Annotated in this window: 21 protein-coding genes and 1 riboswitch; of the genes, 8 read left to right on the top strand and 13 right to left on the bottom strand. The window is 52.3% G+C overall.

Annotation, left to right across the window (positions count from 1 at the left end):
• Window positions 1-60 precede the first annotated feature (60 nt).
• On the bottom strand, window positions 61-1,641 hold the full coding sequence (locus tag LOZ86_RS18290; RefSeq protein WP_230242580.1) for a sensor domain-containing diguanylate cyclase: 1,581 nt from the start codon (window positions 1,639-1,641) through the stop codon (window positions 61-63).
• 361 nt (window positions 1,642-2,002) lie between these two features.
• Between LOZ86_RS18290 and LOZ86_RS18285 the strand changes: the two genes are divergently transcribed.
• Window positions 2,003-2,773, top strand: coding sequence for a DedA family protein (locus LOZ86_RS18285; protein WP_039483424.1), 771 nt, complete (start codon window positions 2,003-2,005; stop codon window positions 2,771-2,773).
• Window positions 2,774-2,807: 34 nt separating this feature from the next.
• On the opposite strand, the gene ilvN is transcribed toward LOZ86_RS18285, so the two are convergent.
• Window positions 2,808-3,119: an acetolactate synthase small subunit gene (gene ilvN, locus LOZ86_RS18280; protein ID WP_039278862.1), complete on the bottom strand. Its 312-nt coding sequence runs from the start codon at window positions 3,117-3,119 to the stop codon at window positions 2,808-2,810.
• Window positions 3,120-3,124: 5 nt separating this feature from the next.
• Window positions 3,125-4,789, bottom strand: coding sequence for an acetolactate synthase large subunit (gene ilvB, locus LOZ86_RS18275; protein WP_230242572.1), 1,665 nt, complete (start codon window positions 4,787-4,789; stop codon window positions 3,125-3,127).
• Between the two features lie 517 nt (window positions 4,790-5,306).
• Here ilvB and LOZ86_RS18270 point away from each other — a divergent pair.
• Window positions 5,307-6,929 (top strand): family 43 glycosylhydrolase, encoded by a 1,623-nt coding sequence (locus LOZ86_RS18270; RefSeq protein ID WP_230242570.1) that lies wholly within the window; start codon window positions 5,307-5,309, stop codon window positions 6,927-6,929.
• A gap of 4 nt (window positions 6,930-6,933) precedes the next feature.
• Here LOZ86_RS18270 and thiQ read toward each other — a convergent pair whose 3' ends face one another.
• The 4 genes from thiQ to sgrR all read right to left on the bottom strand — a co-directional run bounded on the left by thiQ (window position 6,934) and on the right by sgrR (window position 12,070).
• Entirely contained in the window at window positions 6,934-7,644 is a 711-nt protein-coding gene (gene thiQ, locus LOZ86_RS18265; protein ID WP_039278251.1) for a thiamine ABC transporter ATP-binding protein ThiQ, read from the bottom strand.
• Window positions 7,631-9,238 carry a thiamine/thiamine pyrophosphate ABC transporter permease ThiP gene (gene thiP, locus LOZ86_RS18260; RefSeq protein ID WP_230242569.1) on the bottom strand — a complete coding sequence of 536 codons (1,608 nt, stop codon included), beginning with the start codon at window positions 9,236-9,238 and terminating at the stop codon, window positions 7,631-7,633. Before thiP ends, thiQ begins: the two co-directional genes overlap by 14 nt.
• Window positions 9,214-10,194, bottom strand: a complete 981-nt coding sequence (thiB, locus tag LOZ86_RS18255; RefSeq protein ID WP_146752746.1) for a thiamine ABC transporter substrate binding subunit — start codon at window positions 10,192-10,194, stop codon at window positions 9,214-9,216. The genes thiP and thiB overlap by 25 nt, the downstream gene beginning before the upstream one ends.
• 83 nt (window positions 10,195-10,277) lie before the next feature.
• Window positions 10,278-10,374, bottom strand: a riboswitch (TPP riboswitch).
• 37 nt (window positions 10,375-10,411) lie between these two features.
• Entirely contained in the window at window positions 10,412-12,070 is a 1,659-nt protein-coding gene (gene sgrR, locus LOZ86_RS18250; RefSeq protein ID WP_111779006.1) for an HTH-type transcriptional regulator SgrR, read from the bottom strand.
• A 90-nt stretch (window positions 12,071-12,160) separates the two neighbouring features.
• On the opposite strand from sgrR, the gene sgrT reads away from it, so the two are divergent.
• On the top strand, window positions 12,161-12,325 hold the full coding sequence (sgrT, locus tag LOZ86_RS18245) for a glucose uptake inhibitor SgrT (protein WP_039513071.1): 165 nt from the start codon (window positions 12,161-12,163) through the stop codon (window positions 12,323-12,325).
• 142 nt (window positions 12,326-12,467) lie between these two features.
• On the opposite strand, the gene LOZ86_RS18240 is transcribed toward sgrT, so the two are convergent.
• Both LOZ86_RS18240 and LOZ86_RS18235 read right to left on the bottom strand, forming a co-directional pair.
• Window positions 12,468-12,776, bottom strand: coding sequence for a CcdB family protein (locus LOZ86_RS18240; protein ID WP_039513069.1), 309 nt, complete (start codon window positions 12,774-12,776; stop codon window positions 12,468-12,470).
• Between the two features lie 2 nt (window positions 12,777-12,778).
• Complete coding sequence (locus LOZ86_RS18235) at window positions 12,779-13,018, bottom strand: type II toxin-antitoxin system CcdA family antitoxin (protein ID WP_052237773.1); 240 nt, start codon at window positions 13,016-13,018, stop codon at window positions 12,779-12,781.
• 74 nt (window positions 13,019-13,092) lie between these two features.
• On the opposite strand from LOZ86_RS18235, the gene LOZ86_RS18230 reads away from it, so the two are divergent.
• From LOZ86_RS18230 to LOZ86_RS18210, 5 genes are all read left to right on the top strand, one after another.
• Window positions 13,093-13,278 (top strand): hypothetical protein, encoded by a 186-nt coding sequence (locus LOZ86_RS18230; RefSeq protein ID WP_111779007.1) that lies wholly within the window; start codon window positions 13,093-13,095, stop codon window positions 13,276-13,278.
• A 445-nt stretch (window positions 13,279-13,723) separates the two neighbouring features.
• On the top strand, window positions 13,724-15,343 hold the full coding sequence (locus tag LOZ86_RS18225) for a methyl-accepting chemotaxis protein (protein WP_039513065.1): 1,620 nt from the start codon (window positions 13,724-13,726) through the stop codon (window positions 15,341-15,343).
• Window positions 15,344-15,561: 218 nt separating this feature from the next.
• Window positions 15,562-16,398, top strand: coding sequence for an AraC family transcriptional regulator (locus LOZ86_RS18220; protein WP_039513064.1), 837 nt, complete (start codon window positions 15,562-15,564; stop codon window positions 16,396-16,398).
• Between the two features lie 227 nt (window positions 16,399-16,625).
• Window positions 16,626-17,360 carry an AzlC family ABC transporter permease gene (locus tag LOZ86_RS18215; RefSeq protein ID WP_103160830.1) on the top strand — a complete coding sequence of 245 codons (735 nt, stop codon included), beginning with the start codon at window positions 16,626-16,628 and terminating at the stop codon, window positions 17,358-17,360.
• The gene (locus tag LOZ86_RS18210; RefSeq protein WP_103160829.1) at window positions 17,357-17,668 is read left to right on the top strand and encodes an AzlD domain-containing protein; all 312 of its coding nucleotides are present in this window, start codon (window positions 17,357-17,359) and stop codon (window positions 17,666-17,668) included. The genes LOZ86_RS18215 and LOZ86_RS18210 overlap by 4 nt, the downstream gene beginning before the upstream one ends.
• Before the next feature lie 63 nt (window positions 17,669-17,731).
• Here the strand turns inward: LOZ86_RS18210 and leuD are convergent, their stop codons facing one another.
• Genes leuD through leuA form a run of 4 tightly spaced genes read right to left on the bottom strand, consistent with a single transcriptional unit; the run spans window position 17,732 to window position 22,440 of the window.
• A complete protein-coding gene (leuD, locus tag LOZ86_RS18205; RefSeq protein ID WP_039483456.1) occupies window positions 17,732-18,334 on the bottom strand; it encodes a 3-isopropylmalate dehydratase small subunit in 603 nt (200 codons plus the stop codon).
• 13 nt (window positions 18,335-18,347) lie between these two features.
• Window positions 18,348-19,748 (bottom strand): 3-isopropylmalate dehydratase large subunit, encoded by a 1,401-nt coding sequence (gene leuC, locus LOZ86_RS18200; RefSeq protein WP_230242567.1) that lies wholly within the window; start codon window positions 19,746-19,748, stop codon window positions 18,348-18,350.
• 2 nt (window positions 19,749-19,750) lie between these two features.
• On the bottom strand, window positions 19,751-20,842 hold the full coding sequence (leuB, locus tag LOZ86_RS18195; RefSeq protein ID WP_039483462.1) for a 3-isopropylmalate dehydrogenase: 1,092 nt from the start codon (window positions 20,840-20,842) through the stop codon (window positions 19,751-19,753).
• Window positions 20,842-22,440: a 2-isopropylmalate synthase gene (gene leuA / locus LOZ86_RS18190; RefSeq protein WP_039513059.1), complete on the bottom strand. Its 1,599-nt coding sequence runs from the start codon at window positions 22,438-22,440 to the stop codon at window positions 20,842-20,844. The genes leuB and leuA overlap by 1 nt, the downstream gene beginning before the upstream one ends.
• Window positions 22,441-22,484: the final 44 nt, after the last annotated feature.

Here is a 22,484-nt window from a genome sequence, read left to right as displayed (position 1 = left end):
TGGTTATTTATACAGGTAATGTCCAGCAACATCACCTGTATATAAAGAAGGGGGATTGGATTACTGCTCTCCGCTGGAGGCAGAGACCACACGGTTGCGGCCTTCCTGTTTGGCTTGGTATAGGGCTTCATCCGCCAGTTTGAAGGTTCGCTCGATCGATATATTACTCACGCTCGGCTGCCACAGCGCGACACCCAATGAGATCGTAATGCTACCTACGACAGGAATGGTTGATTCCTGTGTGCGCTGCCGCAACCGTTCGGCAATGTTGAGTGCGACATCCAGGCTGGTTTCCGGCAGCAGGATCAAAAACTCTTCACCGCCGCTGCGGCACAGAATGTCGGAATCGCGTGAGCTGGTGCGAATCAGCTGTGAGAGATAGCGAATAACATTATCGCCGACATCGTGACCGTAGGTGTCATTGATGCGTTTGAAGCGATCGATATCCAGCGCGATGACCGCAAAATTTTTCTGCCCCATCTGCCAGTAGCGGAGAACGCTATCCAACCCACGACGATTGAGCAGTTCGGTCATTGGATCTGAGTGTGCCTCAGAACGCAACTTACCAATCTTGCGCTGGAGTAGATCGATACCCAGTAACATCGCCTGTTTGAGCTGTGAGGCTTCAAAATACCAGGAGTGAATATTTCGAATATCGTCGGAAACGTCCGTTGCATCCATCTTATTGGCGCTACGCGCCAATAGCCACAGAGGCTGGGCGATGAGCCGAGCAAGCAGCCAGACGCAGAAGATGGTCAAAAGCGCGAGTGGGAGCGTGTGGCGCAGCACATTTAGCATCAGGCCATCCAGCGGTTTCAGCGTAATGTCGGTTGGACGGAGCGCCACAATCTGCCACTGTGAGGTAGATTCAACGGCGTAACCCGCTAACATCTTATCACCCAGATAGTTCAGCATATGCTGGCTGCCGTTATTCTCATGTTGTACATCGATATCCAGATTGTTGGTCTCTGTTTTACCAATCCGCTCGATATCGCGGTGATACAGCATTCTTTTGTTCTTATCGGTGACATAAATATAAGAACCGTCGCGGTAATAATGTTTGTCTAACAATGTATTGAGAACGCTGGGCTGCTTAAGATAGATTGATCCACCGATAAACCCTTTGTAGCGGCCGTCCCGTGTGAAAATCGGCGAAGATATCAGTACGATGAAGTTATTGGCGGCAGACACATAGGGCTGGCTGATAAGAGGCTGCTTTTCTTTCAGGGCTTCAAGAGCGCCGTCTGTTGTCAGGCTTTTCCCGATTAATTGGAACGTATCGGGTGACGTGGCTCTGACGATACCTTTTTCATCTGCAATGACGACAGAGTTGAAATTGCTAGTCTGTAGCCGCAGGCGGTCGGCTTCTTTAAGCAAGCTGACCTTATCATCCATCTGGGTGGCGATGATATTGGCGCTGTAGGCGAGCTGCTGCTGGGCTTCTTTAAAGAAGGAATGGGTCATCGCCGTGAGTTTGGTGGCGTAAACGCGGTTGGCTTCAAGCGTGTTATCAATCAGGAGTTCTCGCTGGACGCGATAGCTGGCATAAAAACTGTTTGCCAGCGTCACCAAGGCGCTCGCCACTGCCAAGAGTAGGATAAGACGTCGTAATCCGACATGTTTGAATAGTTTAAAAAACATAGTGGCAGTGTGGCACGGTGGCAAAAAATGACCACTATCATAAGTGTTGATGCCCGTCGGTGCAAAAGAATTGACCAGAAAACTGCGTTACTGAAGTGGTGCTAACAGCTTGAATTGGAAAATGATATTAGGTGTGCCCTAATAATTTTAATAGTTGATATTTATCAAAACGTGTACGCTTTCACCACCTGAAGGCAGGGAAAGCCTCAACACTGGATAGATAAACCTCGCTACATATTCTTAGGAGTATACTGCTGGGTTTTTGCTGTATCGGCAATTGAATGATGAAGTGAAATCAGGAGTTGACGGCTTCTGCTATGATCCAGACAATCCTTGTTTTTATAACGTACGGGTAGATTTTATGGAAGCGTGGCTGGATCATCTGGTTACCCAATCGCTAGCGTATTCACTGATCGCCGTCATGCTGGTTGCCTTTCTCGAATCTCTGGCTTTGGTAGGGCTGCTGTTGCCGGGAACGGTGATGATGGCAACGCTGGGGGCACTGATCGGCAGCGGACAAATGGGGCTTTACCCGGCGTGGGGGGCAGGGATTATCGGTTGCCTGCTAGGGGACTGGATTTCCTATTTCATCGGCATGCGTTTTAAGGCACCGCTGCATAACTGGTCTTTCCTGAAAAAGCATCAGGCGCTGCTGAGTAAAACCGAATATGCCCTGTATCAGCATCCAATGCCGACGATACTGATCGGGCGTTTTGTCGGCCCGACCCGTCCGCTTATCCCGATGGTGGCGGGGATGCTGGGGCTACCGCCTTATAAATTTGCCGTGCCGAATATCATCGGCTGCCTGCTGTGGCCGCCGGCCTATTTCTTACCGGGCATTCTGGCTGGTGTCGCGATTGATATTCCTGCGGGGACGAACAGCGCAGGATTTAAATGGCTGCTGCTGATTACTGCCATCATGGTGTGGAACGCAGGCTGGCTAAACTTGCGCTGGTGGCGCAGTGATAAGCGTAAACATCATGACTGGTTTAGCAGAAAGATGCCGCTCAGACGCCTACGCTGGGTCGCGCTCGTGATGTCCGTGGCGGCGGTTGCCTTGTTGGTCGTACTGATTCAGCACCCGCTAATGCCAGTTTACCGCCATCTGCTATGGCAGGTGCTAAACGGGTAATGTTGGGCAGGCCGGGAAGACCCGGCCAAGCCATTTAGCAGTAGAACTCGGCGACCTGCTCGAAAATACGCATTTCTTCACCGTGACGGCGAACCTGAAGGACGTCTTCCAGCTTTTCCACCTGACTGATCATTTGCTGTAGCCGCTGGTCATCTTTGACCAGTAGCCAGATCCGGCTTTCCTCTCCATTTGCCAGCGGCATACACAGAATGCCTTCCACGTTAAATGCCCGGCGGGCAAACAGGCCGCAAACGTGTGACATCACACCGGGGTGGTTGCGCACCGAGAGTTCCAGCGTGACCTGATTTGACGTTGCTTGCGTTAGCGAAGTTGGTTGAATTGACATAGTCATTAATCTCCGATCATATCGATGTTCGCGGCGCCCGGTGGCACGATGTGTAACACTTTTTCATTGGCGTCAATAAGTACGTGGATCAGCGCAGGACCTGGTTGATTGAGCATCTCTTGCAGCGCGGCCTGTGGATCGGCGGCGGCGTTCAGATCGCAAGTTGCAAAGCCGAAGCCTGCGGCAATCGCGAGGAAATTCGCGCTGTAGCGGTAATCGGCCGCGAAGATGCGCTTCTGGAAAAACATATCCTGTTGCTGGTGAACCAGACCGAGTGACTGGTTGTTCATCAGGACGATTTTTACGTTAAGTCCTTCTTCTGCCGCGGTTGCCATTTCCTGAATATTCATCATCAGGCTGCCATCACCAGAGAAACACACCACGGTGCGATCCGGTTCAGCCAGCGCCGCGCCAATCGCCGCAGGCAGGCCAAAACCCATCGTCCCAAACCCGCCGGATGTCAGCCACTGGCGCGGACGACGCAGCGGATAAGACTGCGCGACCCACATCTGATGCTGACCGACATCGGTTGTGATGATGGCATCATCCGTCAGCGCCTGTGCCGTGGCCTGAACCAGACCATAATGGCTTAATGGATCGTCAGCGCCCGGCATGCTGAAAGGAAATTCCTGTTGCAGACCACGAACGGTGGTACGCCAAACATCACGCTGCTGTGATGTAATGTGCGGCAGCAGCTGATCCAGCGCCTGTGCAACATCCGCGTTGATCGCCACGTGTGGCTGACGGATCTTGCCCAATTCGGCGGGATCGATATCGATGTGAATGATACTGGCCTGCGGGCAAAATTGCTCCGCTTTACCAATCGCGCGATCGTCAAAACGCGCACCCAGCACAATTAACAAATCTGCCTGCTGTAAGATCAGATTGGTTGATCGTGCGGCGTGCATACCCAGCATCCCGAGCGACAGAGGATGATCGACGGGCATGGTTCCCAGCGCCATCAGCGTCATGGTGGTTGGCAGGCTAGAGCGTTCCGCCAGTTGAACCGCCTGTTCGTGCGCGACACCGCTAACAATCCCGCCGCCCAGATAGAGCACCGGACGCTGAGCCGCATTAATCATGGCCGCAGCACGCTCGATTTCCTGCTGAGCGATGGCGGGTGGCGTATCGAGAGGAAAGACGCCCGGCAGTTCGCTCAGCTCAATGGTCGCATTCTGAATGTCTTTTGGAATATCGATCCACACCGGACCGGGACGGCCCGACTGCGCGATGCGAAAGGCTTCTGGAATCACGCGCGGCAACTCGTTGATGTCGCGAACCAGATAGTTATGTTTGGTGACGGGAATAGAAATGCCGTAGGTGTCGACTTCCTGAAACGCATCGGTACCGATCATGCTGGAAGGCACCTGACCAGTGATACACACCAGCGGGATCGAATCCAGTTTGGCATCGGCGATGGCGGTGAGCAGGTTGGTCGCCCCCGGCCCGCTGGAAGCCATGCAAACCGCAGCGCGTCCGCTGGCTCGCGCCATGCCTTGTGCCATAAATCCAGCGCCTTGCTCGTGGCGAGCCAGAACGTGGCGAATCGTCTTACTTTGACCCAGTGCATCATATAACGGCAGGGCCGCGCCGCCGGGAATGCCCGCTACGGTGGTGATACCCTGCTGTTCGAGCAGCCGAACAATTAACTGAGCGCCTGTATAACGCATGTTTACATCCTTCATCAGGGCCGGTGCGGTGTCGGAGCGGGGAGGGTAGAAACAAGAAACCCCGCTCGGCTTGCGCCGGCGGGGTTTGAGAATCTTCGATTCGGAACCCGTTACGGCGCGCTGCCGACGACGACCACGACGACCACGCGCACGACGACGACCGCGTCAACATGCGCGGTGTGTAGTAGTGCTGAAGTGGAAGAAGTGTAGTGCGTCACGGGAATCCTATTTATGTTCAAGTTAGTTATGTTCGAACTAATTGCGGTCGAGTGTTGTGTTTGAATGAGTTATTCAATCGCCAATTCATATAAGCACAGCAGCACAAAAAGACACAATACCTACAAGGGATAAAAACTGAATATGTCGAAGTGGTCACAATATATTGAAAATGGCACAGTGTTATTACCGCTTGATTTTTCGCCGTATAACCAAGAGAAGCGTGACTGTTTTCACAATTGGAACAGGGTTTCAATGTTATAAATTATAAAATAATCATTGGGATAGTGGGTGGTGATAAATGGGCGTGTCCCGAGCGGTAGGGAAAGGCATATTAAGCGGTATCTTATTGATGGCAATGGGTATCGGCACGGCGATGGCCTGTCAGGCTGGCCCTGCCAACGAATGGATGCGGGGTATTGAACAGCAGCGTCAGGCGGATTTGGGCAATGGCTGTTATCTCAATCCGATTATTGCGGGCGATCATCCCGACCCCACGAGTATCAAGGATGGGGATGACTATTACATGACCTTCTCGTCATTTGACGACATCCCCGGTCTGCTGATTTGGCACTCGCGCGATTTAGTGAACTGGGAACCGCTCGGCCCGGCGATCACGACGCCTGTCGATGCGATCTGGGCACCGGATTTGGTGAAACACAACGGCAAATATTATATCTATTTTACCTCCAACCGGATTATCGATGCCAAAGGGACGAAAAAGAAAACGCTGTATGTGATTACCGCCGATGATATCCACGGCCCGTGGACGCCGCCGAAAGACACTGGCTTGAAAAATCCAGCCAGCGATCCCGGCCACGTCGTGGGAGAGGATGGCAAACGTTACATCTTTATGTCGGGTGGCAACCGCGTGCAATTAACGGACGACGGGCTATCGACGGTTGGTGACATGGCGGTGGTCTATCAGGGATGGCAGTACCCGGAAGAGTGGGATGTGGAAAGCTTCTCGCAGGAAGGGCCGAAGATGCTGCGCCACGGTGACTACTTCTACATGGTGCTGGCGGAAGGTGGAACGGCTGGGCCACCGACTGGGCACATGGTGATTGCCGCGCGATCTAAATCGATCAACGGCCCGTGGGAAAACTCGCCGCATAACCCGATTATCCGTACGCAGGATCGTTCAGAGAAGTGGTGGTCGCGCGGCCATGCGACGCTGATCGAAGGACCGGATAAAAACTGGTATATGGTGTATCACGGCTATGAAAACGGCTTTATGACGCTGGGGCGGCAGGCGATGCTGGAGCCGATTGTCTGGGGCGATGACGGCTGGTTTACGTCAGCCGGATTCGATACGGGCAAACCGATTCGCAAACCGGAAGGGGGCGAAGCGGTGCCTCATGGCATTGGCTGGTCTGATAGCTTTACCGACGAGAAATTTCCTGCACGCTGGCATTTCTACCGCGCCAATGCGGAAGAGCTAAAGCGGGTTACGCTTAGCGACGGCAAGCTGCATCTAAAAGCAAAAGGCACGTCGCCGAAAGACAGCGCGCCGCTGACGATGATCCCCGGCGATCAGGCTTATCAAATTGAAGTGACGGCGAACTTTGCTCCCGGTGCGCAGGCTGGTTTACTGCTGTTCTACAACGCGAAGCTGTACGTCGGGCTGTCGTTTAATCAGGATGGCACCGTCATGCATCGCTACGGGCTGGAAAGGGCGGAGAAGAAACTGCCGCATATTACGGGCAATGAGGTGCAGATTCGGATGAAAAACGATCGCCATATCGTGACGTTCTACACCCGAACCTCGGATCAGGAAGCGTGGAAGAAATACCCGGTGCAGATGGAAGTCTCCGGCTACCATCACAACGTCGCGTATGACTTCCTCAGTTTGCGGCCTGCCCTGTATGCTTCGGGCGAAGGCGAGGTGACGTTCAGCAACCTGCGCTATCAGGCTTTGCCTTAATTTCTCAATCCGAAGACGGACGTGAAATTCCCAGGATGGCGGCTGCCTCGGCGCTGCCATCCTGTAACGCCTGAGTCGACCCATCATAATAAATCTGCCCGTCCACGATCAGTACCGTACGCTTCGCGATCCGCATGGCATCATCCAGATTGTGGGACACCATCAACAGCGTGAACTCACGCTCCTGACACACGCTTTCAACCAGATCGAGCATCTCCTGACGCAGCGCAGGATCGAGTGCCGAGAACGGTTCGTCCAGTAGCAGAATGGGCTGGTGACGCACCAGACAGCGTGCCAATGCCGCGCGCTGGCGCTGTCCGCCGGAAACCTGCGAGGGCAGACGGTCCAGAAGATCCGCCAGACCAACCCGATCGGCGATCTGCCGTAACGTCTCGCGCTGTTCTGCACTCAATCGCAGGCCGGGATGAAGCCCCAGCGCGATGTTTTGCCCGATCGTCAGATGAGGAAACAGGTTATTTTCCTGAAACAGAATCGAAACTGGTCGTTTAGCGGGCGGCGTCTCGCGGTGAGATTCACCGTTAAGCCGTAATTCCCCGCTGTCCGCCATCAGGAAACCCGCCACCAGATTCAGCAGCGTACTTTTCCCTGCGCCGCTGGGGCCGAGGATGGCGATGCGCTCGCCCGGTTTGACGTGAAAATCAAAACGCATGGGCAAGTGCTGATAAAAGTAGGTCAATTTCTCAAGCGCGATCATGACGGCCTGCCAGTTTCTCAATCAGGGTAAATAACATAAAGCACAGCAGCATTAACAGTAGCGCCGTGACTGCGCCGTCGGCGCTGCGATAGGAACCAATTTGCTGGTACAGGTAGAACGGCAGCGTGCGGAACTGCTCATTGCCGAACAGCGCGATGACGCCGAAATCACCAATCGACAGCACGCAGGAAAAGGCTAACGCCTGCGCCAGCGGCTGTTTCAGCGCGGCGAGTTCGATCAGCTTCAGCCGCTGCCAGCCACGAATATCCAGCGATGTGCAGAGTCGGTTGTAGCGTTCGGCAACGTCCAGCATCGGGTTTTCCAGCACTTTGATCGCGTAAGGAATCGCCATCAGAGCGTTGGTGAACACCACCAGAGCGTAAGGGGATTGCGGTAACCCGATGCTGTTATTCAGCAGCAGGAAAAAGCCGGTTGCCAGCACAATCCCGGGCATGGCGAGGATGAGCATACCGCTCAGGTTCATCAACTGTCCGTAGAGTGGCTTCTGGCGTAATTTGAGCTCGCGACTGCTCCAGAGCAGCATCATGGTCAGCACCAGACACAGCAGCCCCGCGCCTAAGGCAATGCGCAGCGAGGTAAACAGCGTTTGCCAGAGTACAGGCTGTTGCAGCACGGTAACCAGCGATCGGTTCACGCCATCCACCACCACGGCCAGCAACGGAGGGACGACCAGCAGCAACAGCGCACCAATCAGCAGGCCATCGGTGAGGCGACTTAAGGCGCTATCCTGCGGGTTGCGCCAGACAAGCTGTTGTGTGCTGCCGACCGGTAGAATGCGTCCCAGTCGCTGACTCAGCAGTACCAAACCAAGACAGCAAACCATTTGAATTAACGCCAGCAGCGCCGCGCGCCCCGGATCGTAATCAAAGCTTAATGCCTGATAGATAGCTAGCTCGATCGTGGTTGCCTGCGGGCCGCCGCCCAGCGACAGCACTGTGGCAAAGCTGGCGAAGCAGAGCATAAAAATCAGCGCGCCCGTGGGTAAAATCTGTCGGCGCAGGGCGGGCCATTCCAGCAGGCGGAAATGCTGCCAGCTGTTCATGCCCAGATTGGCCGCCAACTGACGCTGCTCGGTGGCGATGCCTTCTAACGACTGCAACAGCAATCGGGTTGCCAGAGGCAGATTGAAGAAGACGTGCGCCAGCAGGATGCCCTGCAACCCAGAGGGCGAAAACGTGTATTTCAGGTCAAACCAGCCCAGCGCAGAGGCCAGCCAGCCTTGCCGACCATAAACGCTGAGCAGGCCAAAAACGGCGACCAGCACGGGCAGCACCAGCGTCATTGCGCACAATCGTAGCAGCCAGCGGTAACCGGGAAAGCGACGTCGATACAGCGCTCTGGCAAGGAAGATCGCCGGAACGGTGGAAAACAGCGCAGAGAGAAAGGCCTGCCAGAAGGTAAACCGGATGACATGCCAGAGATAGCTGTCATGCCATAGCGTGCGCCACTGGCTTTCTGGCGCCTGTAGCCACAGGGCACCGAAAGCCAGTGCGGCAACGGAAATTAACAGCGTTGTGGCCAGTAACCCTGGCCACAGACGTCCGCCGATCAGTGGCTGACGGCGCGTTGCCATGCCTGAATCCACTGTGTCCTTTGGTCAGCGACTTCTTGCGCGCTGAACTGCATGGCTTTTTCCGGCACCGCGAGCGTCGCGAAGCCTGCTGGCAGATCAGTTTTAACCGCCGGATACATCCAGTTCGTGGTAGGAATAGCCTGTTGGAAGGTTGGGCTCAGGATGAACTGCATAAAGCGTTTTGCCAGCTCGGGATTTTTGCTGGACGCCAGCTGCCCGGCGACTTCAATTTGCAGATAGTGCCCTTCGCTGAAGGTCGCTGCTGCGTAGTTGTCTTTCTTCTCTTCAATGATGTGATAGGCTGGCGACGTGGTGTAGCTCAGCACCAGATCCGCTTCCCCTTTCAGGAACAGACCGTAGGCTTCGCTCCAACCTTTGGTGACGGTAACGGTTTTTTTCGCCAGCTTCTGCCAGGCTTGCGGCGCATCGTCGCCATACACTTTCTGCATCCACAGCAGCAGACCGAGTCCCGGCGTGCTGGTGCGTGGATCCTGATAGATCACTTTCCACGGTTCGTTGCTGTCCACCAGCTCATGCAGGCTTTTCGGCGGGTTCTTCAGCGTATTTTTGTTATACACAAACGCGAAATAGCCGTAGTCATAAGGAACGAACGTCTTATTGTTCCAGCCGCCCGGCACCGTGACGGCGCGGGTGTCCAAATTGTGTGGCGCAAACAGGCCGGTTTGTTCTGCTGCCTGCAACAGGTTGTTGTCCAGTCCCAGAATGATGTCCGCTTTGCTGTTTTTGCCTTCCATACGCAGACGGTTTAGCAGCGAGGCACCGTCTTCCAGTGCGACGAAATTCAGTTCGCACTCGCACTCTTTTTCAAATGCGGTCTTGATGATAGGGCCCGGACCCCATTCGGAAGCGAACGAATCGTAGGTATAAACGGTAAGCGCAGGCTTGGCGAAGGCCGAAGCAGAGAGTAGTAACAGGCAAGGCAGGCTGATTTTCAGCGCGGTGGCTGAACGGTGTAGTAATTGATTTAACACTTTGCACTCCTGAGAATCATAGGGTGGCAAAGGACTTTGAGGCAGCAATAAGCCGCACTCTCAAATCCCTTCGCCGGTATTAACCGGATCAGGTTCGACGGGTATCTTCTCAGCGAAAAATTTTCCGCACCCCGTTGAGAACGGCACATTGTAAAGGGTTAAGTCGGGCGGCGAAAGGCTCTCAGCGTTCCGGCGGTGCAAACCAGGCGGATTTAAAATCAAACCAGCCCAACATATTCATCCTGACGCCGCGCATACTGCGCTGCCCTTGAAGTTGCAGCCAGTGGTGCAACAGCGGATACAGTTGGCCGCTATCGATCAGTTTTTCACACCATTCCGCCATCGGCAGTGAGTGATTGCGCCACTGCTGCGCGTCCGCATGCAGATCGTCATCCAGACAGTGCTGCACCAGTGGGAGTTCGTAGAGCATCGCGAACAGGGAGAATTCGAGCGGCAAATAACAATTCACGCTGCTAAACCAGATATCGCTTTCGGCATTGCCTTGATACCAGTCTTCGTAGCTGACCGTCTGGATATGCAACGTGACGCCGTGCTGCGCCAGTAGCGTGCGCATAATCTCGCTTAATATCCGGTATTCAGGATGCGCCTGATAGAACGTGAGTGTGACTTCAGTCAGCCCTTTTGGAAGGGATTGCGGCACATCGGGATGGTGATGGTGCCAGCGCGGCAGCAGGCTGTAGGCCGGTGACCAGTCACGCTGGTTGCTGGTATTGGCGTGGTTGAGTAGCGAAATCGGGTTAAATACCTGTCTGAGCCACTGCTGCGCTTCCGGTCGTGATGCTAACGGCGAACGCTTGTCGAACAGCAGGAAATAGCCGCCTTCTTCCATCCGGCTTTCTAACTGTTCGTGACGAGAATTGTCAGACTGGAGCTGGATGGACACCGGCATTTCCTCCGGTTCGTCCGGCAGGACCCAGATATTGACCTCATCAATCAACGCCCGATAGCCAAAATAATCATCGAAGGCGTGGATCTTCAGTTGATTGCTGTTATTACGCACCACGGCGTAAGGGCCGGTGCCAATCGGGTGTTGGGCAAAATCCGGTAGCGTTTTCCACTCTTGCGGCAAAATCATGGCGTGCACGCTGCCTAATAGCCACGGTAGCCATTTATCTGGGCTGTTTAGCTGGATATCGATCACGAATGGCATCGGCGACGTTACGGCTTCAATATGAGAAAAGAGTGGAAGCGGAATAAGACGAGAGAGTGATGTGGTGATGTCATCCATTGTGAGCTCGCGCCCATGATGAAAGCGGATGGCTGGGCGCAGATAGAAGCGCCAATGCAGGGGGGAGATCATCTGCCAGTGATGAGCCAGATCGGGTTCAATTTCCCCATTTTCCTCATTTATATTGGTGAGTCCGCTGAAAATTTGCCGGGCAATGTGCATCTCTGAACGCCGTAGCGCCGAGCCGGGCAGTAAATTGCGTAAAGGACGGTAATAGAGGATGCGCAGAATGTGTTTCCCCTGCCGGAAGCTCCGCCCAAGGTGGGCAAGTAGCATCTGGCGCACCGCCTCCTTGTCACCCACCAACTGCACCAGTTGTTCAATGCGATCCTGTTCCAGCAAATCTTCGGCACGCTGTTGCTGTAGCGCCAATCCGGTATAAACAAAGGAGAGCTGCGAGCGCTTTCCTCTTCCAGCTTCGGCTTGCCAGATGAGCCAGCCTTCCTGCTGCATCGCGTTCAGCAATGAGCGGATATGGCGGCGTGAACAGTTCAACACCCCGGTTAACTCTTGCAGCGTGGTGTCGGTGGTTTGCCCCTGAAAGTGTTGCCACAGGCGGATGAACTGTTGTTGCAATCGAGGGGAAGACATAAAAGAGGAACTCCCTGCACTAAAGTCATCAATTTATCTTTCCCTATATTACGTCGATACTTTGCAACAAGGAAAGAGGGGAGGTGGCTTATGGCGATTTCCAGTTTGTATCAGTTCTATCAAACCTACTTATCGGCCTGTAAAGCGAAGTGGTTTCGGTGGATGTCTACCCAGCAGCGCATTGCATTATTGCAGCAGGCAACGCAGTGGCACCTGAAAGACATGTCTGATGACGAGTATCGCCATTGGCTCTAGGTGACGCAAAGAAACGTATTCTGAGTAATGGTGATGTTTCACCAGCCAGCGAGTTTTTTTCGCTGGCTTTTTTTATGGTGTTGACCTGCCGCCAGATTTTGGCTGTCGTGGATGGTTTGCATGGTGGAAAGGGATTTTCCACTTAGAACCCATCCAGCAGGAAATCAACGGCGTCTTTGATTGTTTTTCGGTACATCTGCGCATCCATCACTTCATGACCAAGTTGTGAGCGGCGTACACTCGCCATCTCATGGGTCATTATCAGGTAATCATTGCCTTCGACAGTGACTATCGGCGTTAGCCTTCGCGCTGGTGGTCTGGCAACTTTGTTTAATGGAAACAAAGGTATTACCAGACGGGTATGTAATTCCCCAATGATGTCACTTTGGACATTGAGCAGGTAAGGGTATGAGTTGCTGTTACCGTTATTACGGTAAACTTTATATTGCATGCTTAAAACGTCCTGTCATCGTCGGATAATAAGCCGTGTTTATCTGTGATACGGTTTAGTTCCTGCAGTGCCTTCTGGTTCTGCTGCTTCCATTTTTCCCCTTCAGAAAGGCGAATTTCTCTCTTCAACGCCTCGGTGAGTATTGCGGATAGGTTAATCCCGGCTTCACGTGCTTGTTGGAGCAGCATGGGTTCCAGCGTCACACTGACCGTTTTTTTATGGCGAATGCTTGTTACGGGCATAAGGTCTCCGAAAATTACACGTGTAATAGCACGTGTAATGATTATACGTTTGGTTCTGGTGTATCGCAACCTCCATGGAAATTAAATATACCCGCTTATTTCGCTGGCGATTAAACGGCGTGATCGGCCTGCGCGCGGCTTCGCAAAAGCAAATCGAAGAAGAAGACTGGAGAAGAAACATGCCGCAGAAAAAGACGTCGGGCATGTTTATGGCAGGTTATTCCACCGGTTCAGATGGGCAACAACGTGCCGAAGCATGAGGATCATCTGTGAACATTAACCTGAGCATGTCGTAGCGCGACGCTTTTATATTCAGGATGACGAAATAATGAATCAATCAGTAATGTTGAATGTTAAAGCGTGTTTATTTTCAATAAAAAAGAATGACTCAGTTAATTTGTTTTTCTCTTATGCTTAATATTAATGTAAGAATAATGACTAAAATAATTCACTAATTTAGTGTAATGGTTTTCATTACAAACTGTTTTTATTGGAAACTATTTTCGTTGAAATTATAGGCATTTTTTTGTGATGGCGATCCTATGGATAAAATTATTTTTTATAGTCCCCTGTTTTTTATCTTGTGTTTAACGCACATTGTCAAAATCTTTAAATATTATGTAACATGTAGCAGGATTTTATTTTTTATTGCTTACCTTCAATTTACTTCACAGCAATTTTTTGAATAACTCGACGGATGTAAAAATGAGCGATGTTCCTTATCAGTCAATAGCGATTTACGAAAAACCAGAACCTTGGCACGCTGCACCTGGCGTACACAACATCAAACTGACACCTCTTTTCGTCATTGTTTTTTCTGGTGTTTTACTACTTTTTGCCTTGGCAGTTTCCACATCGTCCTATTTCCTTAAGCAGGCTGAACAATCGTTAAATAGCTCGACGTTGGAATTGAATGTTCGAATGGAACTCGTTGATAGTGCTAATCATATGCGTGCAGCGCGTATGAATTTGCTACATGCTGTGAATCACTTACGTAATGGCCTTACTGATAACTACAATGCGAGTATGAAAGCGGCAGAAGAACGTCTGTCGATGTCTCAGCAAATGTTTAATGGGTATCAAAATAGGTCGGTTCGTTCTGATGTTGAACTCGCCCGCGATAATGAATTAAAAGCGCGCTATGGCGATTATGTCGAACACGGTATCAAACCCATGTTTGACATAGCGAAGAAGGGCAATGTTGAAGAACTCAATGCATTTGAGTCGACGGCCATGTCTAAATTGGACGATGAGTATGATGTGCCGTTGAAGGCGTCTTATCTTTATCGGGTTGAGATGGCAAAAAATATTAACGTAACGGCTGAAAGGCATTCCACGCTGGGCTATACGCTCATGACGGGCGCCTTTATTCTGGCGCTCGTGTTAACGGGCATGACGTTCTTATTAATTCGTCGGGTCATTATTAACCCAGTGCAGTATTGGGTGTCACGCATACAGGCAATCGCGCATGGAGATTTAACACGCACGAGTGTGGATGTCGGGCGGAATGAAATCGGTATTTTGGGGAACAACATCCAGCAAATGCAGGATTCGCTCTCCGAAACGGTTGGCTCGGTACGCGACAGTGCAGAGTCGATTCACAGCAGTTCGACGAAAATTGCCGTCGGTAATACGGATTTGTCTGCACGAACAGAGCAGCAGGCTGCGGCGTTGGCGGAAACGGCGGCCAGCATGGAGCAACTCACGGCTGCGGTGAAGCAAAATACCGATAATGCGCACCATGCCAGCGTTGTGGCGACGGATACCTCATCCAAAGCGGTGAACGGTGGCAGCATAGTTGAACAGGTTGTGGGGTCTATGGCGGATATCGCCAAGAGTTCAGACAAGATTTCTGAGATTATCGCGCTCATTAACGGGATTGCATTTCAGACCAATATTCTGGCACTGAATGCGGCGGTTGAAGCCGCGAGAGCGGGCGAGCAGGGTAAAGGATTTGCGGTAGTCGCAGGAGAAGTGCGTAATCTGGCACAGCGCTCGGCTAATGCCGCGACGGAAATTGCCGCACTGATTAAAGAATCCGAAGCCAGAGTGACAGAGGGAACGACGCTGGCATCCGAAGCGGGTAAAGCGATGTCCGAGATTGTGGCTGAAATTAATAACGTCACCCGCATTATGAATGAGATCGCGCTGGCGTCTGATGAACAAAGCAGCGGCATCAATCAGGTGTCGTTAGCGATATCGGAAATGGATCGGGTTACGCAACAAAATGCGACGTTGGTGCTGGAAGCTTCCTCGTCTGCCTCATCACTCGAGCAGCAGGCTGAGCGGTTGAATCTTGGTGTGTCCCGATTTCATCTGATGTAATCCGGTGGGCAAAAGACAAGATCGCTAAAAAGACAAGAATGCATCATCAATGGCCAGCAGCTCTGTTGCTGGCTTTTTTTCGCTGTTTTTTCCAGTATGGGGATGTGAATCTGCTTCTGATTGAATCAGTGAACAGGTACGCTGTCTCTGGCTATAAGAAGTATGCCTATGCCGTTTCCGCCAGAGCAATTTTGTACAAATGATAAGAGGGTTAACGCGTGCATAAAAAGTCGGTAGTGCAAGAGCAAACTCATTTCAGACACCTGGAGGCATTAGGGGGTCTGGATATGTTGCAGGCGCAGTACTACCAACAGCGTTTTCCTCGCCATGTTCATGATACGTATTGCATCAGCGTAATTGAGCAGGGGGCTCAGCGTTTTTATCGTTCTGGCGCTGAGCATGTTGCGCCCAAAGGTGACATCATTCTGGTGAACGCGGACGATGTGCACACGGGGAGTTCCGAGGTTGAAACTGGCTGGGCCTATCGCGCCATTTATCCGCATCCCGATCTTTTTCGTTCGATTAATCAGGATCTTCAATGCTCAAAGGATTCCATTCCGTGGTTTCCCGACGCGGTTGTTCACGATCCCGGTCTGTCGGAGCAGTTGCTCATGATGTTCAATATGCTCGCTCAGCCAGGCAATATGTTATTGAAAGAAACGCTGCTGTTGTCGTCATTAACCTGGCTGACGATGCGCTACAGCAAGACGCGCCTGACGCCACAGATGCTGCCCGTTGCGACCCAAAATATATTGAACGTTAAAGCGTTTATGGACAGCTATCCCGAGAGAGAACTGGCTCTCGTTGAATTGGCCGCGCTGGCTGAACTCAGTGTATGGCACTTCTTACGACAGTTTAAAGCAGTGGTAGGGATTACGCCTCACGCTTACTTGATTCAGGCTCGCCTGCGCAAGGCTAAGACACTATTACGTAAAGGTGGTGCTATCCTTGATGTCTCCGTATCGTGTGGTTTTACCGATCAGAGCCACTTTCATCGTCATTTCAAAAACTCTTTGGGTCTGACGCCGGGCGAGTTTGCTAAAGGCAACCAATAACCCGTCATACTTCAAGTTGCATGTGCGTTGGCTGCGTTCACTCACCCGAATCACTTACCTGAGTAAGCTCATCGGGATTCCTTCCCTTGCCGCCTTCCTGAAACTCGAATTATTTAGGGTATTAATAGGCTTGTTCTCTATGCAGAGGGGGAGCAAATTCATCCAATACTCTTAAACAACGTTTTGTTAGTTTTCCGCTATCGATTTTTATGGTAGTGCAATGTTATATGGAAAACACCGTAGCTCGTTCATTGTCTGAATCAAAAGACACCGTTAGTCCGTGGAAGCATTTTATGACCGGCGTGGTTGAAATGCTGCCGCTCTGTTTGTCCGTGGTGCCCTGGGGCATTCTGGCTGGTTCTATGGCTATCCAGTCGGGATTATCTGTCGGACAAAGTATCGGGATGTCCGCGATTATTTTCGCGGGGGCGGCGCAGCTCGTCTCGCTCGGGTTACTTATGTCCGGGGCGAATGTCGCGACGCTATTAATCTCCGTTTTCTTTATCACCGCACAGCACCTGATATATGGCCTGACGCTACGAGAATATGTTTCAACGTTGAAATTAAGAAAGCGGCTGCCTATTGGGTTTTTATTATCAGACGAGCTTTTTGCACTCAGTGAAAAGAAAGACCGTAAGAACAACGTTAGCACCAGCTATTTAATCGGTGCGGGTTTCACCTTTTATATTTTTTGGAATATCTTCAGTATTCTTGGCGTGGTCATGGCGTCATCCGTGCCCGATTTGGGTAAGTATCATCTTGATTATTCTATCGTTGCTACGTTCATCACCATTGTTGTTCCGATGATAAAGAAAATCAGTACTTTCGCTGGCGTTCTGTTCTCTCTGCTATTGTCGATGTTATTGACCTATTTCAAGGTAGAAGGCGCTATTGCTATTGCCGGCGTCGGCGGCATGTTTTTCTCGGTATTCATCGCGTTTGTGCTTAAGGAAGAAAAATGAGCTGGTTATTGATATTCGTTTTGGCAGGGATCGTGTTTTTTAATCGCTATATTTTTCTTGAACCTGCCGTACCGGTAAAAATTCCGGTGTTACTCCACCGAGCATTAAAGTATTCCGCACCTTGCTTACTCACCGCGATTTGCGGACCGATTATTTTAATGGACCATGGCGTGATTCGCGCTTTTCCTGATAACCCGTACTTTCTCGGCGCGATAGTGAGTGTCGTAATTTCATTCTTTATCAGAAATATAGTCGTCGCGGTGCTTTTGAGTATGCTGGCTTTTTATCTGATTGCCGCGTTGTTGTAATCTCCCGTCATGCTTCCAAAAGAAAAAGCCCGCAATAAAGTGCGGGCTATCTGTAATCTTGAATCAGTTCAAAAATGCAGGCTGATTCTTTTCATACTCGGTGATAGACGCTTCGTGTTGCAGCGTCAGGCCGATGCTGTCTAATCCGTTGATCATGCAGTGACGGCGGAAGCTGTCGATTTCGAACGGATAGCTTTTGCTGCCCGCCTGAACGACCTGATTTTCCAGATCGACCGTGAAGGTAATACCTTCCTGTGCGTCAACCAGCTTGAACAGCTCGTCCACTTCTTCGTCGCTCAATTTCACTGGCAGCAGCTGGTTGTTAAACGAGTTACCGTAGAAAATATCGGCGAAGCTCGGAGCGATAACGACGTTGAAGCCGTAATCGGTCAGCGCCCATGGCGCGTGCTCACGGGAAGAGCCGCAGCCGAAATTTTCCCGCGCCAGCAGGATGCTCGCTCCTTTGTAATGCGGCTGGTTCAGCACAAACTCAGGGTTGGGCTGTTGGCCCGCATCATCCAGAAAGCGCCAGTCGTGGAACAGGTGTTGGCCGAAACCGGTACGCGTCACCTTTTGCAGAAACTGCTTAGGAATGATGGCGTCGGTATCGACGTTAGCGGCATCCAGAGGAACCACCAGACCTGTGTGTTGAGTAAATTTAGCCATGTCGGTTTCTCTCTTAATTCAACTCGCGGATGTCGGCAAAGCGACCCGTCACTGCGGCAGCCGCAGCCATTGCCGGGCTGACCAGATGGGTGCGGCCAGCGCGACCCTGACGGCCTTCAAAGTTACGGTTGCTGGTTGAGGCACAACGCTCGCCGGGGTTCAGACGGTCATTGTTCATCGCCAGACACATGGAGCAGCCCGGTAAACGCCACTCAAAGCCCGCCTCGATGAATACTTTATCCAGCCCTTCCAACTCCGCCATGGTTTTTACCGGGCCGGAGCCGGGTACGACGATAGCCTGAACTCCAGCGGCGACTTTACGCCCTTTGGCGATTTCTGCTGCGGCGCGCAAATCTTCGATACGCGAGTTGGTGCAGGAGCCAATGAAGACTTTATCGATCTTCACGTCGGTCAGTTTGATACCGGGTTGCAGATCCATATAGGCCAGCGCTTTGGCCGCTGAGGCGCGTTCTACCGGATCGTTGAAAGAGTCAGGGCTAGGGATTTCCTGATTGACAGCGATAACCTGACCGGGGTTGGTGCCCCAGGTGACCTGCGGTGCGATCTGAGCGGCGTCCAGCGTGACGATCGTGTCGAACTGCGCGTCATCATCGGATTTCAGCGTGCTCCAGTACGCAACGGCGGCGTCCCAGTTGGCATCTTTCGGTGCAAACTGACGGCCTTTCAAGTAGTTGAAAGTGGTGTCGTCCGGTGCAACCAGACCTGCCTTCGCGCCCATTTCAATCGCCATATTACACAGCGTCATACGGCCTTCCATGCTCAGCGCACGAATAGCGGTACCGCAGAATTCAACCACGTGACCGGTACCGCCTGCACTACCGGTTTTACCAATGATCGCCAGCACGATGTCTTTTGCGGTGATGCCGTGTGGGGCATCGCCGGTGACTTCAATCTTCATGGTTTTGGCGCGACCCTGCTTCAGGGTTTGCGTCGCCAGCACATGTTCCACTTCCGATGTACCGATACCGAAAGCCAGTGAGCCAAACGCGCCGTGTGTTGCTGTGTGTGAGTCACCGCAGACGATGGTCATACCCGGCAGTGTCATCCCTTGTTCAGGCCCGATAACGTGAACGATACCCTGATACGGATGGTTCAGGTCATACAGTTGAACGCCGAATTCTGCACAGTTCTTGATTAACTCTTGCATCTGGATGCGAGCCATCTCGCCACTGGCATTGATGTCTTTGGTCTGCGTGGACACGTTGTGGTCCATGGTCGCGAAGGTTTTCCCCGGTTGACGAACCTTACGGCCCCTCGCGCGCAGGCCGTCGAAGGCCTGTGGGGAAGTCACTTCGTGTACCAGATGTCTGTCGATATACAGCAGCGGCGTTTCATTCGGCGCTTCATGAACCACGTGCGCTTCGAACAATTTTTGATATAACGTCTTACCCATGGTTATGCCCCTTGCGCCACGAAGCGCGCAATCACGTCGCCCATTTCATTGGTGCCGATCGCGCTGCCAGTGCTTGCCAGATCGGCAGTGCGGTAACTTTCAGCCAGTGCGGTATTGACGGCTTTTTCGATCGCCTCTGCGGCATCATCCGCACCCAGGCTGTAGCGCAGCAGCAGTGCCAGCGACAGAATCTGTGCAATCGGGTTGGCAATGTCTTTGCCAGCGATATCCGGTGCGGAACCGCCAGCCGGTTCGTACAGGCCAAAGCCTTGTTCGTTCAGGCTTGCGGAAGGCAGCATGCCCATTGAACCGGTAATCATGGCGCACTCGTCGGACAGAATGTCACCGAACAGGTTAGAACACAGCATCACGTCAAACTGAGACGGATCTTTAATTAACTGCATCGTTGCGTTATCGATATACAGGTGAGACAGCTTCACATCGGGATAGTGCTGTGCGACTTCGTTGACGATCTCGCGCCACAGAATCGAGCTTTGCAGCACGTTGGCTTTATCGATAGAGGTCACGATGCTGCGACGTTTGCGAGCGGATTCAAACGCGATATGGGCGATGCGCTCAATCTCGAAACGGTGATACACCTCGGTATCGAAAGCGCGCTCATACTGACCGCTACCTTCACGACCTTTTGGCTGGCCGAAGTAGATCCCACCCGTCAGTTCGCGGACGCACAGGATATCAAAGCCTTTCGCGGCGATGTCGCTACGCAGCGGACAAAACGCTTCCAGCCCCTGATACAGACGAGCAGGGCGCAGGTTGCTGAACAGTTTGAAGTGCTTACGCAGAGGCAATAACGCACCGCGCTCCGGCTGTTCTGCCGGCGGCAGGTGTTCCCATTTCGGGCCGCCCACGGAACCAAACAGAATCGCATCGGCTTGCTCACAGCCTGCGACGGTTGCCTGCGGCAGCGGCGTGCCCTGACGGTCAATGGCGATACCGCCAACGTCATATTCGCTGGTGGTAATGCGGATGCCAAAACGCTGACGTACCGCATCCAGTACTTTATGGGCCTGCGCCATTACTTCTGGGCCAATGCCGTCTCCGGGTAAAACGGCGATATGGTAGCTCTTTGTCATCACACTGTTTCCTGACTGTTTTGTTGTTTGCTATCGTTTTGTTGTTGGTTGCTGTGCTGCTGCAGACGTTGAATTTCTTTTTCTACCTGCTGAGCACGTTTGATGTTGTTTAATACATTTACCATTGCCTGCGCGGAAGATTCAACGATATCCGTTGCCAGACCGACGCCGTGGAAGCGACGCCCTTGATAATCCGCGACAATATCAACCTGACCCAGCGCATCACGACCCTGGCCTTTGGCGGTCAGTTGGTATTTGACCAGCGAAACCTGATAACCCGTAATACGGTTGATCGCCTGATAAACGGCATCCACTGGGCCATTACCTGTTGCGGCTTCTGACTGGGTTTCTTCGCCGCAGATCAGTTTGACAGAGGCGGTTGCCATCACGCTGGAGCCGGACTGAACGCTGAAATAATCCAGATGGTAGAACTCTGGCTCTTCCTGCTGACGGTTGATAAAGGCCAGCGCTTCCAAATCGTAATCAAAGACCTGACCTTTCTTGTCCGCCAGTTTCAGGAAGGCAGAATACAAGTCGTCCAGATTGTAATCGCTGTCCTGATAGCCCATCTCTTCCATGCGGTGTTTCACCGCCGCGCGACCAGAACGGGAAGTCAGGTTCAACTGGACTTCTTTCAGGCCGATAGATTCCGGCGTCATGATTTCGTAGTTTTCACGGTTCTTCAGCACGCCATCCTGGTGAATACCAGAGGAGTGAGCGAAGGCATTGGCACCCACAACCGCTTTGTTAGCAGGGATGGGCATGTTGCAAATCTGACTGACCAACTGGCTGGTACGGTAGATTTCCTGATGATTGATATTGGTGTGTACATTCAGGATGTCATGGCGGGTTTTGATCGCCATGATGACTTCTTCCAGTGAACAGTTACCCGCGCGTTCGCCGATACCGTTCAATGTACCTTCTACCTGACGTGCGCCTGCATGCACCGCCGCCATGGCGTTGCCGACGGCCAGACCCAAATCGTCATGAGTGTGAACGGAAATGATGGCTTTATCGATATTCGGAACGCGTTGATACAATGAGGCGATGATATTGCCGAACTCATGCGGCATGGTGTAGCCGACGGTGTCAGGAATATTGATGGTGCGAGCACCGGCGTTGATGGCGGCTTCAACCACGCGACACAGGTCTGGGATTGGCGTACGGCCCGCATCTTCGCAGGAAAATTCAACGTCGTCTGTGTAGTTACGTGCGCGTTTGATCATGTAAATGGCGCGTTCGATCACTTCATCCAGCGTGCTGCGCAGCTTCGTGGCGATGTGCATCGGTGAGGTCGCGATAAAGGTGTGGATACGGAACGCTTCTGCGACACGCAGTGCCTCTGCGGCGACATCGATGTCTTTCTCGACACAGCGGGTCAGGCCACACACACGACTATTTTTGATATTGCGGGCAATCGTCTGAACAGATTCAAAGTCGCCGGGAGAGGACACAGGAAAGCCAACTTCCATAACATCAACGCCCATACGCTCCAGGGCGAAGGCAATTTGCAGCTTCTCTTTTACACTCAGACTCGCCTGTAAAGCCTGTTCACCATCACGTAATGTGGTATCGAAAATAATGACTTGCTCGCTCATCGGTTTAGTTCCTTGTCGTGTCTACTTGTACTTGGCGCTCGGCG

It is taken from the genome of Pectobacterium parvum, from assembly GCF_020971565.1.
GTDB classification, from domain to species: Bacteria; Pseudomonadota; Gammaproteobacteria; order Enterobacterales; family Enterobacteriaceae; genus Pectobacterium; species Pectobacterium polare.
This window is presented reverse-complemented; position numbering and strand designations above follow the sequence as displayed.

Excerpts from the sequence above, each read along its gene's own strand:
- LOZ86_RS18270 (WP_230242570.1), top strand. The coding sequence starts at position 5,307 with ATGGGCGTGTCCCGAGCGGTAGGGAAAGGCATATTAAGCGGTATCTTA.
- leuC (WP_230242567.1), bottom strand. The coding sequence starts at position 19,748 with ATGGGTAAGACGTTATATCAAAAATTGTTCGAAGCGCACGTGGTTCAT.
- leuA (WP_039513059.1), bottom strand. The coding sequence starts at position 22,440 with ATGAGCGAGCAAGTCATTATTTTCGATACCACATTACGTGATGGTGAA.
- leuD (WP_039483456.1), bottom strand. The coding sequence starts at position 18,334 with ATGGCTAAATTTACTCAACACACAGGTCTGGTGGTTCCTCTGGATGCC.
- LOZ86_RS18215 (WP_103160830.1), top strand. The coding sequence starts at position 16,626 with ATGGAAAACACCGTAGCTCGTTCATTGTCTGAATCAAAAGACACCGTT.
- LOZ86_RS18230 (WP_111779007.1), top strand. The coding sequence starts at position 13,093 with ATGGAAATTAAATATACCCGCTTATTTCGCTGGCGATTAAACGGCGTG.
- leuB (WP_039483462.1), bottom strand. The coding sequence starts at position 20,842 with ATGACAAAGAGCTACCATATCGCCGTTTTACCCGGAGACGGCATTGGC.
- thiP (WP_230242569.1), bottom strand. The coding sequence starts at position 9,238 with ATGGCAACGCGCCGTCAGCCACTGATCGGCGGACGTCTGTGGCCAGGG.
- LOZ86_RS18210 (WP_103160829.1), top strand. The coding sequence starts at position 17,357 with ATGAGCTGGTTATTGATATTCGTTTTGGCAGGGATCGTGTTTTTTAAT.
- sgrT (WP_039513071.1), top strand. The coding sequence starts at position 12,161 with ATGGCGATTTCCAGTTTGTATCAGTTCTATCAAACCTACTTATCGGCC.
- ilvB (WP_230242572.1), bottom strand. The coding sequence starts at position 4,789 with ATGCGTTATACAGGCGCTCAGTTAATTGTTCGGCTGCTCGAACAGCAG.
- LOZ86_RS18290 (WP_230242580.1), bottom strand. The coding sequence starts at position 1,641 with ATGTTTTTTAAACTATTCAAACATGTCGGATTACGACGTCTTATCCTA.
- LOZ86_RS18225 (WP_039513065.1), top strand. The coding sequence starts at position 13,724 with ATGAGCGATGTTCCTTATCAGTCAATAGCGATTTACGAAAAACCAGAA.
- ilvN (WP_039278862.1), bottom strand. The coding sequence starts at position 3,119 with ATGTCAATTCAACCAACTTCGCTAACGCAAGCAACGTCAAATCAGGTC.
- thiQ (WP_039278251.1), bottom strand. The coding sequence starts at position 7,644 with ATGATCGCGCTTGAGAAATTGACCTACTTTTATCAGCACTTGCCCATG.
- LOZ86_RS18285 (WP_039483424.1), top strand. The coding sequence starts at position 2,003 with ATGGAAGCGTGGCTGGATCATCTGGTTACCCAATCGCTAGCGTATTCA.
- LOZ86_RS18235 (WP_052237773.1), bottom strand. The coding sequence starts at position 13,018 with ATGCCCGTAACAAGCATTCGCCATAAAAAAACGGTCAGTGTGACGCTG.
- LOZ86_RS18240 (WP_039513069.1), bottom strand. The coding sequence starts at position 12,776 with ATGCAATATAAAGTTTACCGTAATAACGGTAACAGCAACTCATACCCT.
- sgrR (WP_111779006.1), bottom strand. The coding sequence starts at position 12,070 with ATGTCTTCCCCTCGATTGCAACAACAGTTCATCCGCCTGTGGCAACAC.